General features: G+C 71.4%; 14 protein-coding genes and 1 pseudogene. 10 read left to right on the top strand and 5 right to left on the bottom strand.

Features of this window, described 5'->3' with window-relative positions; translation table 11 throughout:
- The first annotated feature begins 6 nt into the window (after positions 1–6).
- The 3 genes from mtrA to ACKUU6_RS20650 are packed head-to-tail and all read left to right on the top strand — an operon-like array spanning position 7 to position 4,622.
- A complete protein-coding gene (gene mtrA / locus ACKUU6_RS20640) occupies positions 7–684 on the top strand; it encodes an MtrAB system response regulator MtrA (RefSeq protein ID WP_057236786.1) in 678 nt (225 codons plus the stop codon).
- Positions 685–742: 58 nt separating this feature from the next.
- Positions 743–2,800 carry an MtrAB system histidine kinase MtrB gene (gene mtrB, locus ACKUU6_RS20645; RefSeq protein WP_407990043.1) on the top strand — a complete coding sequence of 686 codons (2,058 nt, stop codon included), beginning with the start codon at positions 743–745 and terminating at the stop codon, positions 2,798–2,800.
- A gap of 10 nt (positions 2,801–2,810) precedes the next feature.
- Entirely contained in the window at positions 2,811–4,622 is a 1,812-nt protein-coding gene (locus ACKUU6_RS20650) for an LpqB family beta-propeller domain-containing protein (RefSeq protein WP_407990044.1), read from the top strand.
- On the opposite strand, the gene ACKUU6_RS20655 is transcribed toward ACKUU6_RS20650, so the two are convergent.
- The gene (locus ACKUU6_RS20655; RefSeq protein WP_407990045.1) at positions 4,606–5,136 is read right to left on the bottom strand and encodes a ComF family protein; all 531 of its coding nucleotides are present in this window, start codon (positions 5,134–5,136) and stop codon (positions 4,606–4,608) included. The genes ACKUU6_RS20650 and ACKUU6_RS20655 overlap by 17 nt on opposite strands.
- A 528-nt stretch (positions 5,137–5,664) precedes the next feature.
- On the opposite strand from ACKUU6_RS20655, the gene hpf reads away from it, so the two are divergent.
- Both hpf and ACKUU6_RS20665 read left to right on the top strand, forming a co-directional pair.
- The gene (gene hpf, locus ACKUU6_RS20660) at positions 5,665–6,357 is read left to right on the top strand and encodes a ribosome hibernation-promoting factor, HPF/YfiA family (protein ID WP_407992182.1); all 693 of its coding nucleotides are present in this window, start codon (positions 5,665–5,667) and stop codon (positions 6,355–6,357) included.
- Between the two features lie 223 nt (positions 6,358–6,580).
- Positions 6,581–7,249, top strand: a pseudogene (locus ACKUU6_RS20665) (response regulator); the annotation flags it as partial.
- A gap of 4 nt (positions 7,250–7,253) precedes the next feature.
- Here ACKUU6_RS20665 and ACKUU6_RS20670 read toward each other — a convergent pair.
- Positions 7,254–8,426: a winged helix-turn-helix domain-containing protein gene (locus ACKUU6_RS20670; RefSeq protein ID WP_407990046.1), complete on the bottom strand. Its 1,173-nt coding sequence runs from the start codon at positions 8,424–8,426 to the stop codon at positions 7,254–7,256.
- 269 nt (positions 8,427–8,695) lie between these two features.
- Here ACKUU6_RS20670 and secA point away from each other — a divergent pair, with 269 nt between their 5' ends.
- Entirely contained in the window at positions 8,696–11,458 is a 2,763-nt protein-coding gene (gene secA, locus ACKUU6_RS20675; protein ID WP_407990047.1) for a preprotein translocase subunit SecA, read from the top strand.
- Positions 11,459–11,535: 77 nt separating this feature from the next.
- Here the strand turns inward: secA and ACKUU6_RS20680 are convergent, their stop codons facing one another.
- Positions 11,536–12,015, bottom strand: a complete 480-nt coding sequence (locus tag ACKUU6_RS20680) for an Rv3235 family protein (protein ID WP_407990048.1) — start codon at positions 12,013–12,015, stop codon at positions 11,536–11,538.
- Between the two features lie 266 nt (positions 12,016–12,281).
- Between ACKUU6_RS20680 and ACKUU6_RS20685 the strand changes: the two genes are divergently transcribed.
- Together ACKUU6_RS20685 and ACKUU6_RS20690 are read left to right on the top strand one after the other, a co-directional pair.
- On the top strand, positions 12,282–13,244 hold the full coding sequence (locus tag ACKUU6_RS20685; protein WP_407990049.1) for a patatin-like phospholipase family protein: 963 nt from the start codon (positions 12,282–12,284) through the stop codon (positions 13,242–13,244).
- A 120-nt stretch (positions 13,245–13,364) separates the two neighbouring features.
- Positions 13,365–13,874 (top strand): DUF6912 family protein, encoded by a 510-nt coding sequence (locus ACKUU6_RS20690; protein ID WP_407990050.1) that lies wholly within the window; start codon positions 13,365–13,367, stop codon positions 13,872–13,874.
- Between the two features lie 195 nt (positions 13,875–14,069).
- Here the strand turns inward: ACKUU6_RS20690 and ACKUU6_RS20695 are convergent, their stop codons facing one another.
- Positions 14,070–14,240, bottom strand: a complete 171-nt coding sequence (locus tag ACKUU6_RS20695; protein ID WP_407990051.1) for a trypsin-like serine protease — start codon at positions 14,238–14,240, stop codon at positions 14,070–14,072.
- 6 nt (positions 14,241–14,246) lie between these two features.
- Here ACKUU6_RS20695 and ACKUU6_RS20700 point away from each other — a divergent pair, with 6 nt between their 5' ends.
- Positions 14,247–14,369, top strand: a complete 123-nt coding sequence (locus ACKUU6_RS20700) for a hypothetical protein (RefSeq protein ID WP_407990052.1) — start codon at positions 14,247–14,249, stop codon at positions 14,367–14,369.
- 114 nt (positions 14,370–14,483) lie between these two features.
- On the opposite strand, the gene ACKUU6_RS20705 is transcribed toward ACKUU6_RS20700, so the two are convergent.
- On the bottom strand, positions 14,484–19,700 hold the full coding sequence (locus tag ACKUU6_RS20705) for a SpaA isopeptide-forming pilin-related protein (RefSeq protein ID WP_407990053.1): 5,217 nt from the start codon (positions 19,698–19,700) through the stop codon (positions 14,484–14,486).
- 443 nt (positions 19,701–20,143) lie between these two features.
- Here ACKUU6_RS20705 and ACKUU6_RS20710 point away from each other — a divergent pair, with 443 nt between their 5' ends.
- Complete coding sequence (locus ACKUU6_RS20710; protein ID WP_407990054.1) at positions 20,144–21,865, top strand: putative Ig domain-containing protein; 1,722 nt, start codon at positions 20,144–20,146, stop codon at positions 21,863–21,865.
- Positions 21,866–21,975 lie beyond the last annotated feature (110 nt).

Genomic DNA, 21,975 nt, shown 5'->3' on the forward strand with positions numbered 1-21,975 from the left:
GGACCCATGAAGGGACGCGTCCTGGTCGTCGATGACGACACCGCACTGGCCGAGATGTTGGGCATCGTGTTGCGTGGTGAGGGTTTTGAGCCGTTTTTCGTCGCGGATGGGGACAAGGCACTAGCCGCGTTCCGGGAGACCAAGCCTGATCTGGTTCTCCTCGACCTGATGTTGCCCGGGCGGGACGGTATCGACGTCTGCCGGCAGATCAGGTCCGAGTCCGGCGTGCCCATCGTGATGCTGACGGCGAAGACCGACACCGTCGACATCGTGGTGGGCCTGGAGTCCGGTGCCGACGACTACGTCGTCAAGCCGTTCAAGCCCAAGGAGCTGGTGGCGCGGGTCCGCGCCCGCCTGCGCCGGGCCGAGGAGCCGACTCCGGAGCAGCTGACCATCGGCGATCTGGTGATCGACGTGGCGGGGCACTCGGTGAAGCGGGACGGGCGGGGCATCCCGCTGACCCCGCTGGAGTTCGACCTGCTGGTCGCGCTGGCCCGCAAGCCCTGGCAGGTGTTCACCCGCGAGGTGCTGCTGGAGCAGGTCTGGGGTTACCGGCACGCCGCCGACACCCGGCTGGTCAACGTACACGTCCAGCGGCTCCGTTCGAAGATCGAGAAGGACCCGGAGCGTCCCGAGATCGTCGTGACGGTCCGCGGCGTCGGCTACAAGGCCGGGCCCAGCTGACGTGAGGCACCAGACTGACGACTCCCCGTCGGGCACCGCCCCCGACGGGGAGTCCGCCGTGCGCGGGGACGTACTGAGCTCGACCACCGAGGGCCACCGGCCCCGCGGTGGTCCACGGGCCCTGCTCGCGTCGGTGGTCCGTCAGTTCCGGCGGCCGATCCACCGGCTGCTGGCGCTCTACCGGCGGTCGATCCAGGTCCGGGTGGTGGCGGCGACCCTGCTGCTGTCGCTCGCGGTGGTGCTGGTGCTCGGCGTGGTGGTCGTGGCCCAGGTGCGGGGCGGGCTGCTGAACGCCAAGAAGACCGCCGCCCAGGGCCAGGCCAAGGGCGGCTTCCAGATCGAGCAGGAGAAGATCAACGACGCGATCAACCTCCAGGCCAGGGTCGGGGCGAACAACGACCCGACCCGCGAGGAGATCAGCACCTGGCTGATCAAGCAGGTCTCCGACCTGGCCAGCGGGGGCACCGGGGTCTACTCGGTGATCGCCCTGGTGCCGACCTCGGACGTGCAGGAGAGCGCGGCCAGCGCCGGACTGCGCGGCGCGTACTACCTGGGTGACATCCTGCCCAGTTCGATCTCCGCCGACCTGCGCGGGCAGGTGGCGGCGGAGCCGTCGGTCTCCCACGAGCAGACCACGATGATCAAGCGTGACAGCGACCCCTTCGAGGAGCCGGGGCTGGTCATCGGCAAGCACTTCTCCGGGCCCGACAACACCAACTACCAGCTCTACTACGTCTTCTCCTTCGGGCAGGAGACCAAGACCCTCGACCTGGTGAGCGGCACCCTGGCGACCGCCGGGCTGTTCGTGGTGATGCTGCTGGGCGGCATCGCCTGGCTGGTGGTCCGTCAGGTGGTGACCCCGGTCCGGATGGCCGCCGGGATCTCCGAGCGGCTCGCCGCCGGGCACCTGGAGGAGCGGATGAAGGTCACCGGGACCGACGACATCGCCCGGCTCGGCGAATCGTTCAACCGGATGGCCAACGCGCTGCAGGCGCAGATCCGGCAGCTGGAGGAACTCTCCCGGGTGCAGCGGCGGTTCGTCTCGGATGTCTCGCACGAGCTGCGCACCCCGCTGACCACGGTCCGGATGGCGGCCGACCTGATCTACGACAGCCGGGACGACCTGGACCCGATGGCGGCCCGGTCGGCCGAACTGTTGCAGGGTCAGCTGGACCGCTTCGAGTCGCTGCTCGCCGACCTGCTGGAGATCAGCCGGTTCGACGCGGGCGCGGCGATCCTGGACGCCGAGCCGGTGGACCTGCGGGAGGTGGTCGGCCGGGTGGTCGAGGCCGCCGACCCGCTGGCGCAGGCCAAGGGCAGCGCGGTGATCATCCGTGGTGGTGAGGAGCCGGTGGTCGCCGAGGTGGACTCCCGGCGGATCGAGCGCATCCTGCGCAACCTGGTGGTCAACGCGCTGGAGCACGGCGAGGGCCGGGACGTGGTGATCCGGCTCGGTTCGGCCGGCGGCGCGGTCGCGGTCGGCGTCCGGGACTACGGGATCGGGCTCAAGCCCGGCGAGGCGTCCCGGGTGTTCCACCGCTTCTGGCGGGCCGACCCGTCCCGGGTACGGACCACCGGCGGCACCGGCCTGGGGCTGTCGATCGCGGTCGAGGACGCCCATCTGCACGGCGGCTGGCTCCAGGCCTGGGGCGAGCCCGGCGGTGGCTCGCACTTCCGGCTCACCCTGCCGCGCACCCGCGGCGGCGAGATCGGCCGGGCCCCGTTCCGGCTGGAGCCGGAGGACTCCCGGCACAACCGCGGCCTGAACTCCACCGGTGCGCCGTACCGGCGGGCCCGCCCGGCCGGGGCGACCGCCCTGACCGTGACGGGCGAGCCCGGCGGCGAGGTCCCGGAGACCCCGGAGACGCCCAACGGCGGCTTCGGCAGCGGTCTCGGCGGGGTGCTGAGTATCGGCCCCGGCCTGGGCAAGGCGCCGACCGCACCGGTCTCCGACCCCTCGGACGTCTGGGCCGTGGCGGCGGGGTACGGTGCGACCGGTGCCCAGGTGGTGGTGGACCGTTCGGCGGTCAGGCCGCCGACCGTGCCGAAGGCGTCCGACGGCGCCGACCAGAGCGAGACGGAGGGGGCCGGGCGTGCCGAGGACGGGCAGGACTGACCGACGGGCCGTGGCCGCGCTCGGCATGGTGATCGTCTCGACACTCACCGCGGGCTGCGTCGCGATGCCCTCCGACGGGCCGCCGGAGCGGGTCGAACTCCAGCAGGCCGGCGGGTCCGAGAACCTCCAGGTCCGGGTCTACCCGGTGGCCCCGTATCCGGGTGACGGGCCGAACAGCCTGCTGACGGGCTTCCTGGACGCGGCCAACGCGGACGAGCCCGCGTACGCCACGGCCGCCGAGTACCTGACGGTGGAGGCCGCCAAGCGGTGGAAACCGGACGCCGGTCTGGTGGTGCTGCGCAGCGTCTCCCAGCCGGTGACCACGGGTGCGATAGGTGACACCAGGGCCGAGTTCAAGGTGACAGGTGAACAGGTCGCCCGGCTCGACTCCAAGCACACCTACCGGGCCGACCACGACGCCCAGTTCGAGGCGCGCTTCTCCTTCGTCAAGGAGACCGAGGGCAAGAACAAGGGCCAGTGGCGGATCGACCAGCTGCCGGACGGTCTGATCATCGATCAGACCAAGTTCAAGAACGGCTACCGCGCCGTCCACCTCTACTACCCGACCGTCGCCGACCCGTGGGCCGAGAAGCCGCAGACCCCGGTGCTGGTGCCCGACCCGGTTTACCTGCGGCGCCGAATAGACCCGTTCACCTCCGCCGCCAAGGCCTTGGTCGAGGGGCCGTCGAGCTGGCTCGCCAACGTGGTGGACCCGGTCTTCGACCGGACCACCAAGATCCGCGACACCGTCACGGTGAGCGACAGCGGGGTGGCCACCGTGAAGATCAGCGTGCCGGACTTCGGCGGCCGCCAGCCGTACTGCCAGCAGATGGCGGCCCAGCTCTTTCACACCCTCTCCGACCTGCAGGGCAAGTCCCAGTTGATGCGGCTGGACCTCCAGGGTGACCGGGGCGGCTGCCAGACCGACGCGGGCCGCACCGCGCAGATCGCGCCGGGCGTCCTGGCCGGCGGAACGGCCGGAACGCAGCAGTACTACCTGCTGGGGAACGGCCAGTTGATCCAGGCCTCGGAGGACGCGAGGACCATGCCGGTGACCGGCGTGCTGGGGCAGGAGAACCCGCAGCGGCCCGCGGCCTTCGCGGTCCGCAGGGACGGCTTGGAGGCCGCCGTGATCAGCTCCGACCGCAGGCGGCTGGGCGTCACCGAGGGCGGCAAGCTCGGCGAGCCGGTGCTGACCAGCCCGGCCGTCGGACCGGAGGCCGGACTGACCTCGCCGAGCTGGGACGGGCGCGGCTCGCTCTGGGTGGTGGATCGCGAGCCGGAGGGCACCGAGGTGAAGGTGGTCCGCGGCAGGACCGTCGTGCCGGTCCGGATCGAGGGCCTGGACCGGCGCAGCGTCCGTTCGCTCAAGGTCTCCTCGGACGGGACCAGGATCGCGCTGGTGGTGGCCGACCAGGGCCGTCAGGGCCTGCTGATCGGCCGGATCGAGCACTCGGGCACCTCGGCCGCCCCCGCCGCCACGGTGACCGGGCTGCGGTCCGTCGGCACCGTGCTCAGCGAGGTGGTCTCGGTCTCCTGGGCCGACACCGACCAGCTACTGGTGCTCGGCAAGGAGGACGGCAAGCTCCAGCAGCTGCACTACTTCGGGACGGACGGCTCGGTCAGCACCGACTTCGCGCTCCAGGGCGGCGACTCGATGTCCTCGGTCTCCGCCACCGAGGCGCGCGGCGACCGGTCGGACAAGGTGCCGCCGGTGCTCGCCACCTCCTCCGCCGAGCAGCAGATCTACCGGCTGGTCGGCAACCAGTGGCGCGAGGTCCAGGGCAAGCCGAAGGCCTGGATGTTCAGCTACCCGGGCTGACCCGCCTGCGGACCGCCGCCGCGACCGTGGCGGCGCCCCGGGGCGGGTGCCCGAGCGCGGTGAGGGCCCGGGCCGCCTCGCTCAGGGTGGCCCCGGTGGTCACGAGATCGTCCACCAGCACCGCCTGACGGCCGCTCAGCAGCCTTACGGCACCGGGTCGGGGGCAGAGCGCACCGTGCAGGTTCGCGCGGCGCTGCGCCGCGCTCAGGCCCGACTGGTCGGCCACCGGGCGGCCGTGCCCGAGCACCGGCGCGGCCCGGACCGGGTGCCCGGCCCGGCGCAGCTCCCGGGCGGCGGCCCGGGCCAGCCGCAGCGTCGGATCGTGCCCCCGGGCGCGGACCGAGCGCCGCGTTGAGGGCATCGGCACCAGCAGCACGGGCCGCCCGTCCAGCAGCGGCCGGACGGCCCCGGCCAGCGCCTGCCCGAGCGGTCCGGCCAGCCGGAGCGCGCCGCGCTCCTTGTGGGCGATCAGCAACTGCCGGACCGGGTCCGCGTACGGGCCTGCGGCGTGCACCGGGGGCAGCCCGGGTGGAGCCGGATCGGGCCCGGCGGGTGAGGCCCCGGCAGCGGTGAGCGCGGTGCGGCAGGCGGGGCAGAGCTGGGTGCGGCCGGTGCGGCAGCCCGCGCAGGTGGTGGGCAGCAGCAGGTCGAGCAGTTCGAACAGGAGGTGGACGGCGATGGCGGCCTCCTCGGGCGCGGCTGAGCCAAACGGTCGTCCGCCCCGAGGGTGTTGTCCAGGCCTTTACCGATGTTTCACCCACCGGGGGGTAAACAGAGTGGAACAGCTGTACCGCCCGTACTGCGCCACTACGTTGTTCGACCGGCACAGGACTGGGGAGGCGAAATCCCGGTGTGAGGTGTTCGATAAGGCTCCAAGGGGTTTCAAGCGTTCCTGGTGGGGAGGAAGTGAGGTGAGGGCCAGTCGCGCTCGCCGCTCCCGGCGAACCACGGGTTCGGCGACAGAGAGGCTGGTCCGGCTGGGTCTCAGTCCGCTCCGGTGAGCACTCCGGATCGGCGTCAGCACAAGGGATCGGAGTTCTGCGTGGACATCGTCGTCAAGGGCCGCAAGACCGAGGTGCCCAAGAGGTTCCGCGAGCACGTGGCCGAGAAGCTGGAGAAGGTCCAGAAGTTCGACGACAAGGTGATCAGCCTCGATGTCGAGGTGTCCAAGGAACACAACCCGCGTCAGGCCGACCGGTCCGAGCGGGTGGAGATCACCCTTCGTACCCGTGGCCCGGTGATCCGGGCCGAGGCCGCCGCCGCCGACCCTTACGCGGCGCTCGATCTGGCCTCGGCGAAGCTCGACGCGCAGCTGCGCAAGTCGGCCGACCGGCGCCGGGTGCACAAGGGCGGCAACGGCCGTACCCCGATCAGCGTCGCCGAGGCGACGGCCGCGCTCGCCGCGCTCCCCGAGGCGGAGCCGCCGAGCACCGGGACGAACGGCGCCGTTCGCAAGACCATGATGGGATCCCTGGAGGTGGAGGGCGACGGCCCGCTCGTCGTCCGCGAGAAGACGCACGGCGCCGCGCCGATGGCGCTGGACCAGGCGCTGTTCGAGATGGAGCTGGTCGGCCACGACTTCTACCTCTTCGTCGAGAAGGACAGCGGGCTGCCGAGCGTGGTCTACCGGCGGCACGGTTACCACTACGGCGTGATCCACCTGACCACGGACGGTTCGACCGTCGGTGAGGTGGGCGGCGCCGGTGGTGCGATCGGCGGGCCCGACGAGGACTGAGCGGCCCCCGCTACGACAACGGAAGAGCAGTCGATGAACCGGTGACCCCCGGCGGCCGAGCCGCCGGGGGTCACCCAGCTGGGCGGCCCGACGGCGGAGGGTGATCAGTGGCGGCGCTTCGTGGAATGATGGCCGGACACTGACCGGTGACGGGGAGGCACGGATGGGGGAGCGATTCGGTCTGACGGCCGAACAGGCCCGGGAGGCGGACTACCCGCCGCGCCGGGCCGAACCGATCCGGGTGCTGGTGGTGGACGACCACGCCCTGTTCCGCCGAGGCCTGGAGATCGTGCTGGCCGAGGAGGAGGACATCCGGGTCGTCGGCGAGGCGGGGGACGGCGCGGAGGCGCTGGTCAAGGCGGCCGACCTGCTGCCGGACATCATCCTGATGGACGTCCGGATGCCCCGGCGGAGTGGGATCGAGGCCTGCACCGCGATCAAGGACGTGGTGCCCAGCACCAAGATCATCATGCTGACGATAAGCGACGAGGAAGCCGACCTCTACGAGGCGATCAAGGCGGGGGCCACCGGCTACCTGCTCAAGGAGATCTCCACCGACGAGGTGGCCACCGCGATCCGGGCTGTCGCCGACGGGCAGTCGCAGATCAGCCCTGCGATGGCCTCCAAGCTGCTCACCGAGTTCAAGTCGATGATCCAACGGCGTTCGGACGACCGGGAGTTGGTGCCCGCGCCGCGGTTGACCGACCGGGAGCTCGAGGTGCTCAAGCTGGTCGCCACCGGAATGAACAACCGGGAGATCGCCAAGGAGCTCTTCATCAGCGAGAACACGGTGAAGAACCACGTCCGGAACATCCTGGAGAAGCTCCAGCTGCACTCCCGGATGGAGGCCGTGGTCTACGCGATGCGGGAGAAGATCCTGGAGATCGGCTGACCCCTCAGCCCAGCAGCTTCTCCACCGCCGGGCGCAGCGACTCGTCGTGCAGCGCCTCCACCCGGACGTCCGTGCAGCCGACCCAGGAGGCGGCCTCGCGCAGCGCCTCGGCCAGTGCCCCGACGTGCCGGGGCGAGGTCAGCGAGACCTGACGGGCCACCAGGGTGCGGCCCTCGCGGGCCGGGTCGACCCGGCCGACCAGGCGGCCGCCGGCCAGCAGCGGCATCGCGAAGTAGCCGTGCACCCGCTTGTGCTTGGGGGTGTACGCCTCCAGGCGGTGCGTCATATCGAAGATCCGCTCGGTGCGGGGGCGGTCCCAGACCAGGGAGTCGAAGGGTGACAGCAGCGTGGTGCGGTGCCGCCCGCGCGGGGTGGTCGCCAGTGCCGCCGGATCGGCCCAGGCCGGGGCGGCCCAGCCGGCCACCGTCACCGGGACCAGGCGGGTCTCGGGCAGCGCGGCGTCGAAGTGCACGGCCTTGAGCCGGTGGTAGTCCATCAGGTCGGCCCGGGTGGCCACGCCGAGCGCGGCCCCGGCCTGGGTGATCAGCTGCCGGACGCACTCCCGGTCGGTCAGGTCCTGCTCGAACAGCTCGGCGGGGACGGCCTGTTCGGCGAGCGCGTAGACCCGCTTCCAGCTCCGCCGCTCGGTGCAGACCACGTCGCCGAAGGCGAGCGCCCGCTCCACCGCGATCTTGGTGTCGGACCAGTCCCACCACTCCGAGGTCCGCTTCGCGCCGCCCAGCTCGGTCGAGGTCAGCGGGCCCTCCGCGCGCAGCTGGTCGAGCACCCGCAGGTAGGTCTCCTCGCTGACCTCGCCGCCCCAGAGGTGGCCGCGGGCGCGGTAGGCCCGGCGGCGGAAGGCGAACAGCGGCCACTCCTCGATCGGCAGGATGCAGGCCGCGTGCGACCAGTACTCGAACGTGGCCGCCGACCCCCAGTACGCCGCCTCGACCGCCGGGCGGCCGACCGCGCCGAGCCGCGCGTACGGGATCAGCTCGTGCGAGCGGGCCAGCACCGAGATGGTGTCCAGCTGGACCGCGCCCAGCCGGCGCAGCACGCCCCGGACGCCGGCCCTGCGGTCCGGCGCGCCGAGCAGGCCCTGGGCGCGCAGGGCGATCCGGCGGGCGTCGTCGGCGGAGAGTTCGACGGTCGGGGCGGGAGAACTCGGGGCGGTCATGCCCAGCAGCGTAGATCCCGGGTAGGACAACGCGGCTCCGGGAACCTGGAACCCGTCCTGTACGTATCAACGAGCGCGAGGGGCAAGGACGGTGGACCGTTTTGTCCGGACCGGAGCGCTTTCGGGGGTTGTGCTCCCACGGGTGACACGGTATTACCGTGCTGACGCACCTCCCGGCGCGTTGGCCTCCTCGCATACGATGGCCCGTGCGGTGGGGTCGACCCATCGTGCAGTCGTCCAGAGCCGATCCAGGCAAGGAGCCCGCCCAAGTGTCCGTCTTCGACAAGATCCTGCGCGCCGGCGAGGGTAAGACCCTTCGCAAGCTGCAGCGGATTGCCGCCCAGGTCAACTCCATCGAAGAGGACTTCGTCAACCTCACGGACGACGAGCTGCGCGCCCTGACCGATGAGTACAAGCAGCGGCTGGCCGACGGCGAGACGCTGGACGACATCCTCCCCGAGGCGTTCGCCACCGTCCGCGAGGCCGCCAAGCGCGTGCTCGGCCAGCGGCACTACGACGTCCAGCTGATGGGTGGCGCCGCGCTGCACATGGGCTTCGTCGCCGAGATGCGCACCGGCGAGGGCAAGACCCTGGTCGGCACGCTGCCCGCGTACCTGAACGCGCTGACCGGCAAGGGCGTCCACCTGATCACGGTGAACGACTACCTCGCCGAGCGTGACTCTGAGTGGATGGGCCGGGTGCACCGCTTCCTCGGCCTCGAGGTCGGCGTGATCCTCGGCAACATGTCGCCGGCCGAGCGCAAGCGCCAGTACGCGATGGACATCACGTACGGCACCAACAACGAGTTCGGCTTCGACTACCTGCGCGACAACATGGCGTGGTCGCAGGACGAGCTGGTGCAGCGCGGCCACAACTTCGCGGTGGTCGACGAGGTCGACTCGATCCTGATCGACGAGGCCCGTACGCCGCTGATCATCTCCGGCCCGGCCGACCAGGCGACCAAGTGGTACGCCGACTTCGCCAAGCTGGTGCAGCGCCTCAAGCGCGACCGCGACTACGAGGTGGACGAGAAGAAGCGCACCGTCGGTGTGCTGGAGGAGGGCGTCAGCCGGGTCGAGGACTACCTCGGCATCGACAACCTCTACGAGTCGGTGAACACCCCGCTGGTCGGCTTCCTGAACAACGCGATCAAGGCCAAGGAGCTCTACAAGAGCGACAAGGACTACGTCGTGATGAACGGCGAGGTCATGATCGTCGACGAGCACACCGGCCGCATGCTGGCGGGCCGCCGCTACAACGAGGGCATGCACCAGGCCATCGAGGCCAAGGAGGGGGTGGAGGTCCAGAACGAGAACCAGACGCTGGCCACCGTCACCCTGCAGAACTTCTTCCGGCTGTACGACAAGCTCGGTGGCATGACCGGTACCGCCACCACCGAGGCGGCCGAGTTCCACCAGATCTACAAGCTCGGCGTGGTGCCGATCCCGACCAACAAGACCCCGCTCCGGATCGACCAGCCCGACCTCATCTACAAGTCCGAGCCGGCCAAGTTCGCGGCCGTGGTCGAGGACATCGCGGAGAAGCACGAGAAGGGCCAGCCGATCCTGGTCGGCACCGTCTCGGTGGAGAAGTCCGAGTACCTCTCCCAGGAGCTGCGCAAGCGCGGGATCCCGCACGAGGTGCTGAACGCCAAGCACCACGAGCGCGAGGCGCAGATCGTCGCCCAGGCGGGCCGCAAGGGCGCCGTCACGGTCGCGACCAACATGGCCGGCCGTGGCACCGACATCATGCTCGGCGGCAACGCCGAGCACCTCGCGGCGGCCGAGCTGGCCCAGCGCGGGCTGACCGAGCTGGACACTCCGGAGGAGTACGAGGCCGCCTTCCCGGCCGCGCTGGAGAAGGCCAAGGCCGCGGTCAAGGCCGAGCAGGAGGAGGTCCAGAGCCTGGGCGGCCTCTACGTGCTCGGCACCGAGCGCCACGAGTCCCGCCGGATCGACAACCAGCTCCGCGGCCGCTCCGGCCGTCAGGGCGACCCGGGCGAGTCCCGGTTCTACCTCTCGCTCGGCGACGACCTGATGCGGCTCTTCAAGGCCGGCATGGTCGAGCGCGTGCTCGCGATGGCCAACGTCCCGGAGGACGTGCCGATCGAGTCCAAGATGGTCACCCGCGCCATCGCCTCCGCGCAGACGCAGGTCGAGCAGCAGAACTTCGAGATCCGCAAGAACGTCCTCAAGTACGACGAGGTGCTGAACCGTCAGCGCGAGGTCATCTACGGCGAGCGCCGCCGCGTCCTGGAGGGCGAGGACCTGCAGGAGCAGGTCGGCCACTTCATGGACGACACCGTCGCCGCGTACGTCGGTGCCGCGACCGGCGAGGGCTTCGAGGACGACTGGGACCTCGAGAAGCTGTGGACGGCGCTCAAGCAGCTCTACCCGCTCACCCTGGACCTGGAGGAGCTGGAGGAGGAGGTCGGTGGCCCGGCCGGTCTGACCGCCGAGTTCCTCACCAAGGTGCTCCAGGAGGACATCCAGGCGCAGTACGGCGCCCGCGAGGACCAGCTCGGCTCCGAGATCATGCGTGAGCTGGAGCGCCGGGTGGTGCTCTCGGTGCTGGACCGCCGCTGGCGCGAGCACCTGTACGAGATGGACTACCTCCAGGAGGGCATCGGCCTCCGGGCGATGGCCCAGCGCGACCCGCTGGTCGAGTACCAGCGCGAGGGCTTCGACATGTTCGGCGCCATGATGGAGGGCATCAAGGAGGAGTCCGTCGGCTACCTGTTCAACCTGGAGGTCCAGGTCGAGCAGCAGGTCGAGGAGGTCCCGCTGGCGGACGCCGAGGAGACCCTGGCCAAGCTGGAGAAGGACGCCGCCGCGGCCCGCCCGGAGATCAAGGCCAAGGGCCTGGAGGCTCCGAAGCCGCAGCGCCTGCACTACACCGCACCGTCGGTGGACGGCGACGAGACGGTCGTCGAGGGCGACTTCGAGGACGGCCTCGGCGACGAGGGCGACGGGCTGACCCGGGCCGAGCGCCGCAAGGCCGCGCGGGCGGCGAAGGGCCGTCGCCGGAAGTAGCGACAACTGTCACGAGGCGCGGGGCTCGCTGCTCCGCGCCTCGTGGCGTTTCAGCGGGCTGCCACTGGGTTGCTGCCTCAGCGGGCCTCCACAGCGGTGCACTGCCACTGCTCGGTGCGGCGGTGGCGCTCCAGCCGGAAGGCCACCATGTGGTGGCGCGGCCCGAACTCGACCCGGACGCAGACCTCCAGGGCCCGGGCGGTCGGCGCGGAGTCGTAGACCCGGCCCAGCCGGTGTGCGGTCAGCCGCCCGCGCGGGCGGAGCGGTCCGGTCCGTACCAGGGCGGTGAGCTGCTGGTACCCGGGCAGGCTGGTGTGCCGCTGGAGCTGCCCGGCCGGACGGTGGCCGGTGAGCACCTCCACCAGCCGGTGGGCGAACCGTGCGGCCAGTACGCTCTGCCCGGTCCTGGCCGGTGCGCAGGCGGCGCGCGGGTGACGTGGTGTCAGCTCGCCGACCGGGTGTGGCCGACGTGGCACCCGGTCGGCGCGGCGCCGGTGCGGCTGGTGCGGGGCGGCCGGGTGGACCAGAGCGCGGACGTGCGGTGCGGGAACGGTCACAGCGGGCGCCCTTCGTTCGCGGATGCGGTCGAGTCCCTTGGTACCGGGGGGCCGTGGCGCGGGCAACGAAGACCCGGACCGTGTCGACGGCGGCCTCCCGGGTCACCTATCCGGGTGACGTACGGTGCGGGGACCGGAGCCGTACGCCCCGGGCCGGCGCGTCCGGCTGACAGGGTGACGGGTGGCGTGGGGCCCGAAGGGGGACGTTCTCCGTGGCGCGGACGGCGGTACGGACGGTGGCAGGTCCGGGGACGGAGGAGGTCGGCGTGGTGCGACGGGGACTGGTGCTCGGCGGGGGCGGCATGCTCGGCGCCGCCTGGACGATCGGCGCGCTCTGCGCGGTCGAGGAGGTGACCGGGTGGCGTCCGGGCTCGGCCGAGATCGTGCTCGGCACGTCGGCCGGTTCGATCCTCGGCGCCCTGCTGGCGAGCGGAGTGGGCGTCGCCGACCTGCGCGACCACCACCGCGGACTGGAGATCCTCACCGGACCGCTGGCCGGACTCGACTTCGACTACGACACCGTCCTGGGCGGGGCGCTGCCGCCCAGGCCCGGGCCGGGGATCGGCTCACCCGGCCTGCTGCGGGACGTCGTCCGGCATCCGGGGGACTACCCCTTCCTGACCATGGTCTCGGCGCTGGTGCCGACCGGACGCGGCTCGGTGGCCCCGATCGGCTCGCTGGTGCGGGGCCTGGCCGGGGACACCATGGCGCCCGCGCTCCGGGTCGCGGCGGTGGACCACAGGACCGGGCGGCGGGTCACCTTCGGCGACCCCGGCGCGCCGGTGGCGGCGGTCGACGAGGCGGTGATGGCCTCCTGCGCGATCCCCGGCTGGTTCGCCCCGGTCGAGGTGGGCGGCAGCCGCTACGTCGACGGCGGCTGCTGGTCGGCCACCAACGCGGACCTGATGGCCGACCGAGGGCTGGACGAGGTCTACGTGCTCGCGCCGATGGCCCTGCGGCCGTCCTGGCCGTCGCCGTCGGACCGGCGGCGGTCCGGCGGCGTCCTGGTGCACCTGATCAGTCGGTACCGGCGGGCGGTGACCCGTCAGCTGATGCGGGAGGCCCGGCAGTTGCGGGCCGAGGGGGTGCGGGTGCAGCTGCTCGCGCCGACGCCGGCGGATCTCGCGGCGATGGGGGTGAACATGATGGACCCGGCCCGGCGGGCGGAGACCCTGGAGACGGCCCTGCACACGGTGGGCCGGGCGCTCGTGGAGCGTCGCAGCGGCTGAGGCCCGGTTGCGCGGTGACCGCACGCCGGCGCTCCACGCGGTTCGCCGCCCCCGGGAGCACCGGGTGGCTGCGCGTATTGTTTGAGGATCTGGCCCGCTGACGACCCCGGAGTGCCCTCGATGCGCGTGTACGTGCCCACGACCCTGGCCGGCCTGGCGGCGGCGTACCCCGGTGGGGCGCTGGACCAGTCGGTGGCCTACGCGGTGACTCCCGCGCTGCGCGAGTGGTATGTCAGCGACGACCTGGAGGAGTTGGAGTACGCGGCACTGAACCGGGCCGCCCAGGCGGCGCTGCGCCTGCTCGCGGCCGACCCCGCCGCGCCCCGGCGTCGGGTGGTCGTGGCGGTCGAGGTGGCGGACTCCGGGGTGGGGCCGTTCGTCGGCGACGAGTACCAGGACCAGGCCTCGCTGGGACGGGTCGTGCTCAAGAGCCCGCTCCCGCTGGCGAAGGCCGCAGCGGTGCACGCGGACGTCGCCGAGGAGGACGTGGTGGCGGACATCGCGGCCGCCGCCGCGGTGATCGAGGCGGCGGACATGGGCGACGACGACGCGCAGTTCACCGTGGACGGTGCGGAGGACCACGAGCTGCTCTGGTTCGCGACCCAGGAGATCCCCGCCCTGCTGGCCTGAACTCCCGGGCGGACGGGCCGTGGGCAGGTGACATCAGTGTCCTCACCGACTCGATCATGAGTTGGTGTCCGGTTCGCGGATCCGTTGGGGGAACCAGCGTCCGCTGTCGTGCCCGTCTGGGCGGCGGAGGGGCGCCGGAGAGGGCAGTCGGCCGGCTGTGCCTGCCCTCCGGTGTACCGTCAGACCGGTTGAGGACTACCGACGTTGTTTCACAACCAGCCACGCCCGGTGTGGAAGTCCGGACTGCTTGCCACCGTACTCGCGGCCGGCATCGGCGAAGCAGGAGGCGGCGGTGAGCACCCAGTACGGGTCGACCCGCGCGCCTGAGCAGGTCCTCCCCTGGTCGCCGATGGTCAGCTTGGCCACGCACGAGTGGTCCCCGGCTGTGACTATCTCTGGAACCTCAGCAACGGCAGTGCCGAGGGCTACGCCTTCAACGGCGGCGACGGCCGGGGCGACTGGATCGAGCTGGGCCGGGTCGTGTCCGGCGCCTGAGCAACCGTCGGACTTCGGGGCCCCCGGAGTGGGCGGTGGTGAAAGCCGCAGGGGCCGGTCCGGACAGCCTCGCGGCTGCGCGGACCGGCCCCTGCCGGTTCGTCCGGTACCGGGTCAGTCACCCGCCTTCCGGCGCCTGCCGCGGAGGGCCAGCAGCAGGATGCCGCCGCAGATCACCGCGAGGCTGAGCGAGAGCGCGCCCGTCACGGCCAGACCGGTCGCGGGGAGCGAGGCCGGCGGCTTCGGAGGCTTGGGCCCGGGCGGCGTGGACGGGGACGGGCTGGGGGAGGGCGACGGGGTCGGCTTCGCGGTGTTCAGCCGGACGATCTCGACCACCTTGCCGATGTCACCCTCGCCGATCAGGTGCGGACCGCTCACCGTCTCGGCGGGCAGCAGGTACCCGTCGGGCGCCCGGGTCTCCTCCAGGTAGTACGCGCCGAGCGGCAGGGCCGGGAAGGCGCAACGGCCCTGACCGTCCGTCACGCAGCCGTCGCCGACCAGCTGGTCCGGGCCGGACCCCGCCGTCTGCAGGCCGGGAATGCCGTTGTTCTCCCGCCAGAGCCGGAAGGCCGCGCCCTTGAGTGCGGGGTGCCCGTCCCCGTCGCCGCGCTTGACCAGGTGCAGGTCGGCCGCCTGCGGCCGGTTGACCACGGTGACGGTCACGCCCTGGAGCCGGTTGAGCGCGGTGAGGACGAGCGGGCCGGCGACCGCCGGGGCGGGCAGGACGTAGCCGTCGGGTGCCTTGGTCTCCTGCCAGTAGTAGGTGCCGAGCGGGACGGTGCTGCTGCACCTGCCGTCGGCGGGGGTGGTGCAGGGAGCACCCACCTTGGTGTCGGGGGTGGCGCCGTCGGTCTGGAGTCCGGTGGTGCCGTTGGTCTCGTGCCAGAGCTGGAAGACGGCTCCGGCGAGGGCCTTGCCGCCGTCGTCCTGCTTGAGGACGGTCACGGCGCCGGTGGCTAGCTGGTTGACGGCGGTGGTGCTCACTCCCTGGGCGTAGTTGGCGGTGGTCAGGACGAGCGGTCCGAAGACGGCCGGGTCGGGGAGCAGGTACCCGTCGGGTGCCTTGGTCTCCTGCCAGTAGTACGTCCCGACCGTGGTCCGGCTGCTGCACAGCCCGCTGGCCGGGGTGGTGCAGGGGCTGCCCACCTTGGTGTCGTCCGTCTGGAGCCCCGGGGTGCCGTTGGTGTCCCGCCAGAGCTGGAACACCGCGCCGGGCAGAGCCGTGCCGTTCTGGTCCCGCTTGAGCACGCTGACACTGCCCATCGCGAGTTCGTTGACGGCGGTGAGGGTGACGCCCTGGATGCGGTTGTCCATGGTGAGGACGAGCGGCCCGAAGACGGCCGGACTGGGCAGCAGGTACCCGTCGGGCGCCTGGGTCTCCTGCCAGTAGTACGTGCCGAGCGGGACGGTGGAGGAGCAGATGCCTGTCGCCGGGGTGGTGCAGGGGCTGCCCACGGCTGTGTCGGGGGTGGTGCCGTCGGTCTGGAGTCCGGCGGTGCCGTTGGTGTCGCGCCAGAGCTGGAACACCGCTCCGGCCAGGGGTTTGCCGCTGTCGTCCTGCTTGAGCACGCTGACCGCGCCCGTCGCGAGCTGGTTGACGGCGGTGATGCTGGTGCCGAGAAGGCTGTTGTCCATGGTGAGAGCGAGCGGTCCGAAGACGGCGGGCGAGGGGAGCAGGTAGCCGTCGGGAGCCTTGGTCTCCTGCCAGTAGTACGTCCCCAGCGGCACGGTGACGGAGCAGTAGCCGTTCGCCGCCGTGGTGCACGGGGAGCCCACCTCGGTGTCCGGCGTCGCCCCGTCCAACTGGAGACCGGTGGTGCCGTTGGTCTCCTGCCAGAGCTGGAACACCGCTCCGGCGAGGGAGTTGCCCGCGCTGTCCTGCTTGAGGATCCGGACCGCGCCCGTCACTTTCTGGTTGACCGCCGTGACGCTGACGCCGAACAGCCGATTGGCCATCGTGAGGACGGCCGGTCCGAAGACGGCCGGGTCGGGGAGGAGGTAGCCGGTCGGTGCCTGGGTTTCCTGCCAGTAGTACGTGCCCAGTGGGACGGTGGCCGAGCAGATGCCGGTGGCCGCAGTCGTACAGGGCGTCCCGACTGCCGTGTCCGGGGTGGCCCCGTCGGTCTGGAGCCCCGCTGTGCCGTTGCTGTCCCGCCAGAGCTGGAAGACGGCTCCCGCCAGGGCCTTGCCGTTGTCGTCCTGCTTGAGGACGCTGACCGCGCCCGTCGCGAGCTGGTTGACGGCGGTCGCGGTCACGCCCTGGGTCAGGTTGGCCATCGTCAGGACCAGCGGTCCGAAGACGGCCGGGTCGGGGAGGAGGTAGCCGGTCGGTGCCTGGGTTTCCTGCCAGTAGTACGTCCCGAGCGGCACGGTGGCCGAGCAGATGCCGGTGGCCGGGGTGGTGCACGGGGTGCCGACCGCTGTGTCGGGGGTGGCCCCGTCGGTCTGGAGGCCGGCGGTGCCGTTGGTGTCGCGCCAGAGCTGGAACACCGCGCCCGCCAGGGGCTTGGCGGCGGCGTCCTGCTTGAGCACGCTGACCGCGCCCGTCGCGAGTTCGTCCACGGCGGTGACCGTGGCGCCCTGGGCGTAGTTGGCGAAGGTGAGCGTCAGCGGTCCGAAGACGGCGGGCGAGGGGAGGAGGTAGCCGGTCGGTGCCTGGGTCTCCTGCCAGTAGTACGTCCCGAGCGGCACGGTGGCCGAGCAGATGCCGGTGGCCGGGGTGGTGCACGGGGTGCCCACCGTCGTGTCGGGGGTGGCCCCGTCGGTCTGGAGGCCGGCGGTGCCGTTGGTGTCGCGCCAGAGCTGGAACACCGCGCCCGCCAGGGGCTTGGCGGCGGCGTCCTGCTTGAGCACGCTGACCGCGCCCGTCGCGAGTTCGTCCACGGCGGTGACCGTGGCGCCCTGGGCGTAGTTGGCGAAGGTGAGCGTCAGCGGTCCGAAGACGGCGGGCGAGGGGAGGAGGTAGCCGGTCGGTGCCTGGGTCTCCTGCCAGTAGTACGTCCCGAGCGGCACGGTGGCCGAGCAGATGCCGGTGGCCGGGGTGGTGCACGGGGTGCCCACCGTCGTGTCGGGGGTGGCCCCGTCGGTCTGGAGGCCTGCCGTGCCGTTGGTCTCGCGCCAGAGCTGGAAGACCGCGCCGGGGAGTGGGGTGCTGCTCTCCTTGGACTGCTTGAGCACCGACACCTGCCCCTCCGGCTGGATGTAGCCGAAGTCGTAGGTGTGGTTGTCCTGCCCGGGGCCGCCGGTGGTGATCGTGTGCTCGGGGTAGGTGCCGCCCGGCGGTACCACCCCGTCGCTGTCGATGAAGTCGTTGGTGCCGACGTCGTTCTTGGCGGGGACCCAGTGGAAGAGCGGGCCGGCTGCCTGGTAGTCCGCCGGGTTGTCGATCTTGATGGTGTACTGCGTACGGGGCAGCAGCCCGCCCGTCACGTTGGAGTTGTCGAAGTAGTACTCACCGCGGGCAGTGGTCTTCGTGGTGCCGACCACCGCACCGGCCGCGTCGTACAGCCTGACGGTGGCGCCGGGCACGGGGCCCTCGCTCGGGTCCTGGATGCCGTTCCTGTTGACGTCGTACCAGACGCGGTTGCCGATCTGGAGCGGTGCCTCGTCGCACAGCACCTCCAGGTCGGCCATCGAGCCGCCCTTGCCGAAGGTCGTGGTCAGCCGGTTGCCGTGGGTGGCGTCGAGGGGGCTCTCGGAGCCGTCGCGGTTGGCGAAGGCCGTACCGCCGGTGAAGATGGCCCCGGTGGGGTCGACGCCCGAACCGGCGATCGTGCTCTCCACCTTGGAGAGCGCGTTGCCGGCGAAGAAGCCGTTGCCGTGCTCCCAGTAGGTCCGGTTGTAGTAGAAGTCGTCGCCGCGTACGGACTTGCCGCAGCCACCGTTCTCGGCCATCACGAACAGGCCGCCCGCTTCGGGGCAGGCCCGGGTCAGCGAACCGCCTGCGGCCGGCGCGTACAGGCCGCCGTTCGGGACGATGGGCTGCCCCTGGCCGACCTGGTCGGCGAGGCGGTCGCGGAAGCCGAGGATCAGGGCGCCGTCGGTGTCCACGATGATGTCGGCGAGGATCGGCTCGGGGTTGGCGTAGACGCCGGGGGGACAGGCGATGCCGTCCTGGGTGGTGGGGACCTGGTCGCTCCACGGGTACCAGGAGGGGCCCTTGCAGATCGCCGACTGGAAGGTGTTGCTGCGCGGGTAGTCCAGCTTCTGGTCCATCACCACGGGGCCGAAGGAGCCGGCCACCGGATCGAAGGTCCGCACGACGGCGCGCAGGTCCGACTTCCTCTGGGTCGACTCGCCCGAGCAGACGCCGCCGACGTACAGCACGCCGTCCTGGAAGCCCAGTCCGTACGGACGCCAGTCAGCCGCGGCCGGGCAGGCGGTGTCCGGGCCGGGGATCGGGTAGACCGCCTTCGCCGCGCTCGCGGTCTTCGCGGTCGCGTCGTACCGGTAGAGCTGACGGTCCGCCAGGTTCACCACGTAGAGGTCGTTGCCGTCCTCCGAGACCTCGACGTCGCCGAGCGACTCCTTGGCCACCACCGGAATGAAGCCGACATCGTTGTTGGTGGTGAGGGCGTGCGCCGTGGTCCCGGCGGCCGGCACCGTGGCGAAGAGCGTGGTGGTGCCGGTCGACCGGTCGGTCAGGTAGATCGCACCCTGTCCGGACGGGCCGTACGGGGCGCTCCGGTGCGCGTGCGCGCCGCTGAAGATCCACTTCTTCTGCTTGCTGTAGCCGATGCCGTAGACCGAGCCGGTGGCCGCCTTGGTGGCCAGGTCGGTGGTCTGGCTGTCGGTCCCGCGAGCGTTGTACGGGAACTGCACCAGCGTCCGCATCGTCGTGGCGTCGGTGTCGTTCCTGATGCAGGCGGTGACCAGCGGGGCGTTCTTCTGGCAGTAGTCGGCCGGGTTCCAGAAGGCCGTGGTGTAGGAGACGCTCTTGCCACCCGAGAGGTCGACGAACTCCTCGGTGCTGCTCAACCTGGTCGGCGCGCCGGTCAGTCCCTGGCGGTCGGCGAAGGCCGAGAACAGCGTGCCGGGTTTCGGGTTCATGACCTGGACCCGGTACTTGCCGCCGGCCAGCGCGGTGCCCGCCGGGCGCAAGGTGACGGTGCCGTCGGCCGCCGTCGTCCCGCTGATGCTCGCGCCCGCGTCGTCGGTCAGCGTGACCGTGACGCCGCTCATGCCCGGTTCCAGGGCGGCCCCGTTCCAGCTGCCGTCCGCGTTGACCTCACGCACGACCTGGACGGTCACTGTGCCGTCGCCCGTGGCGGCCCGGGAATCCGGTCCGAACGCGGCGACCGCCACCGAGGCGGTCATCGCGAAGGCGGTCACCGCTGCGAGCGGCCGCCATCTGTGCGGAATCCCTCTCCGAAGGCCGTCCGGCCCCTGCGGCAAGATGCTCACATCGCTCCATTCGAGAAACCCCCGGAATGATCTCTGTGACTTTCACGCCTGGTGCCTGTCGGATTCGACTCGAATTCAACAAGGTGGCCCGGACAGTTCATCCGCTCAGCTCAAGCCCCGCGAATAAGTAGGACAAGCGCGGCAGCAGGCGATGCGCGCCGCGGTGAACCCCGGTACTGCGCCGAGACCCTGACGGCCCCTCATCACGAGCCGGTGCCCTTTTCGGCCACTCCCGCGACCGGCGACTCTGCAGAAACGTTCAGTCGACGTGTTCCGTTCAAGCTCCGATCACCCGACCATGGCACCGTATGGCCGCGCCTACGCGCGTAGCGCGCACCCTCAGTTCCCCCAGGCACGAGGAGTGTTGACACATGATCAGAGTCCTGAACGCCGCCCGTCCCCTGGCTGTCGCCGTCACCGCACTGGTCGTGGTGGCCGGCACGAGCGCCGTACCGCACCGCGCGGCCGCAGCCGTGGCCGGGACCCCGGCGGCGACCACGGCCGCCGTGAGCACCCCGAAGCGGATCCTGTTCGACAACAGCAAGGGCGAGACCGCGGGCAACGCCGACTGGATCATCTCCACCAGCCAGCCCGACCCGCTCGGCCAGAACGCCAGTCCGACCAGCGAGACGTCCTGGACCGGCGCGATCTCAGCCTGGGGCGTGGCGCTCCAGAAGACCGGCCAGTACAGCCTGAAGACCCTCCCGTCCGGCTCCACGATCACGTACGGCACGGGCGGTGCGCTCGACCTCGCCAACTTCGACGAGTTCGTGCTGCCCGAGCCCAACATCCGGCTCGGCGACGCCGAGAAGACCGCCGTGCTGAAGTTCGTGCAGAACGGCGGCGGCCTGTTCCTGGTCTCCGACCACAACGTGAGCGACCGCAACAACGACGGCTGGGACTCGCCCGGCATCATCAACGACCTGATGACCAGCAACGGCGTCGACAACACCGACCCGTTCGGCTTCTCCGTCGACCTGCTGAACATCGCCAACGAGAACCCGCGCGCCATCGCCGACAGCACCGACCCGGTGCTCAACGGGCCGTTCGGCACGGTGACCGGCTCCATCATTCGCAACGGCACCACCTTCACCCTCAAGCCCGCCGACAACCCCGCGGTCAAGGGCCTGCTCTACCGGAGCGGCTACAGCGGCACCAGCGGCGCCTTCTTCGTCACCTCGGCCTTCGGCAGCGGCCGGGTCGCCGTCTGGGGCGACAGCTCCCCGATCGACGACGGCACCGGCCAGTCCGGCAACACGCTGTTCGACGGATGGAACGACCCCGCCGGTACCGACGCCGCCCTCGCCCTCAACGCCACCGCCTGGCTCGCGCAGGGCACCGGCAGCGGCACGGGATCGGTCACCCTCGCCAACCCGGGCGCCCGCAGTGCCACCGTCGGCACCGCCACCAGCCTCCAGCTCTCCGCCACCGACACCGCCGGCGGCACCCTGAGCTACGCCGCCACCGGTCTGCCCGCCGGCCTCAGCCTCAACACCGGCACCGGCCTGATCAGCGGCACGCCCACCACCGCAGGCACCTCGACGGTGACCGCCACCGCCACCGACTCCACCGGCCCGTCCTCCTCGGCCACCTTCACCTGGACGGTCAACTCCACCGGTGGCGGCTGCACTTCGGCCCAGCTGATCGCCAACGGCGGCTTCGAGACCGGATCCGCCTCGTCCTGGACCGAGACCAACAGCGGCGGCGCCACCACCGTCACCAGCAGCTCCAGCGAGCCCGCGCACTCCGGCAGCTACGACGCCTGGCTGGACGGCTACGGCGCCGCCAACACCGACACCCTCGCCCAGACGGTGACCCTGCCGGCCGGGTGCACCAACTACACCCTCGGCTTCTGGCTGCACATCGACACGGCGTCGTCGACGACCACCGCCTACGACAAGCTGACCGTCACCGCCAACGGCACCACCCTCGCCACCTACTCCAACCTCAACGCCGCCGCCGGCTACCAGCAGCGCACCTTCAACCTCGCTGCGTACGCCGGGCAGAGCGTCACCCTGAAGTTCACCGGCACCGAGGACTACACCAAGCAGACCTCGTTCGTCCTCGACGACGTCACCGTCAGCGTCTCCTGAACCCGGCCGCCCCGGTCGAGCGGCACGGAAGAGTGCGGTCGGCACGGCGGTGAGCAGGGAACTGACGTCTTCCCTGCGGCAATATTTCGGGTTGTTGCCGCAGGGACGAT

The sequence above is a fragment of the Kitasatospora sp. CMC57 genome (assembly GCF_045866025.2).
Lineage (GTDB): Bacteria > Actinomycetota > Actinomycetes > Streptomycetales > Streptomycetaceae > Kitasatospora.

Excerpts from the sequence above, each read along its gene's own strand:
- ACKUU6_RS20690 (WP_407990050.1), top strand. The coding sequence starts at position 13,365 with ATGCGCGTGTACGTGCCCACGACCCTGGCCGGCCTGGCGGCGGCGTAC.
- ACKUU6_RS20710 (WP_407990054.1), top strand. The coding sequence starts at position 20,144 with ATGATCAGAGTCCTGAACGCCGCCCGTCCCCTGGCTGTCGCCGTCACC.
- mtrA (WP_057236786.1), top strand. The coding sequence starts at position 7 with ATGAAGGGACGCGTCCTGGTCGTCGATGACGACACCGCACTGGCCGAG.
- ACKUU6_RS20670 (WP_407990046.1), bottom strand. The coding sequence starts at position 8,426 with ATGACCGCCCCGAGTTCTCCCGCCCCGACCGTCGAACTCTCCGCCGAC.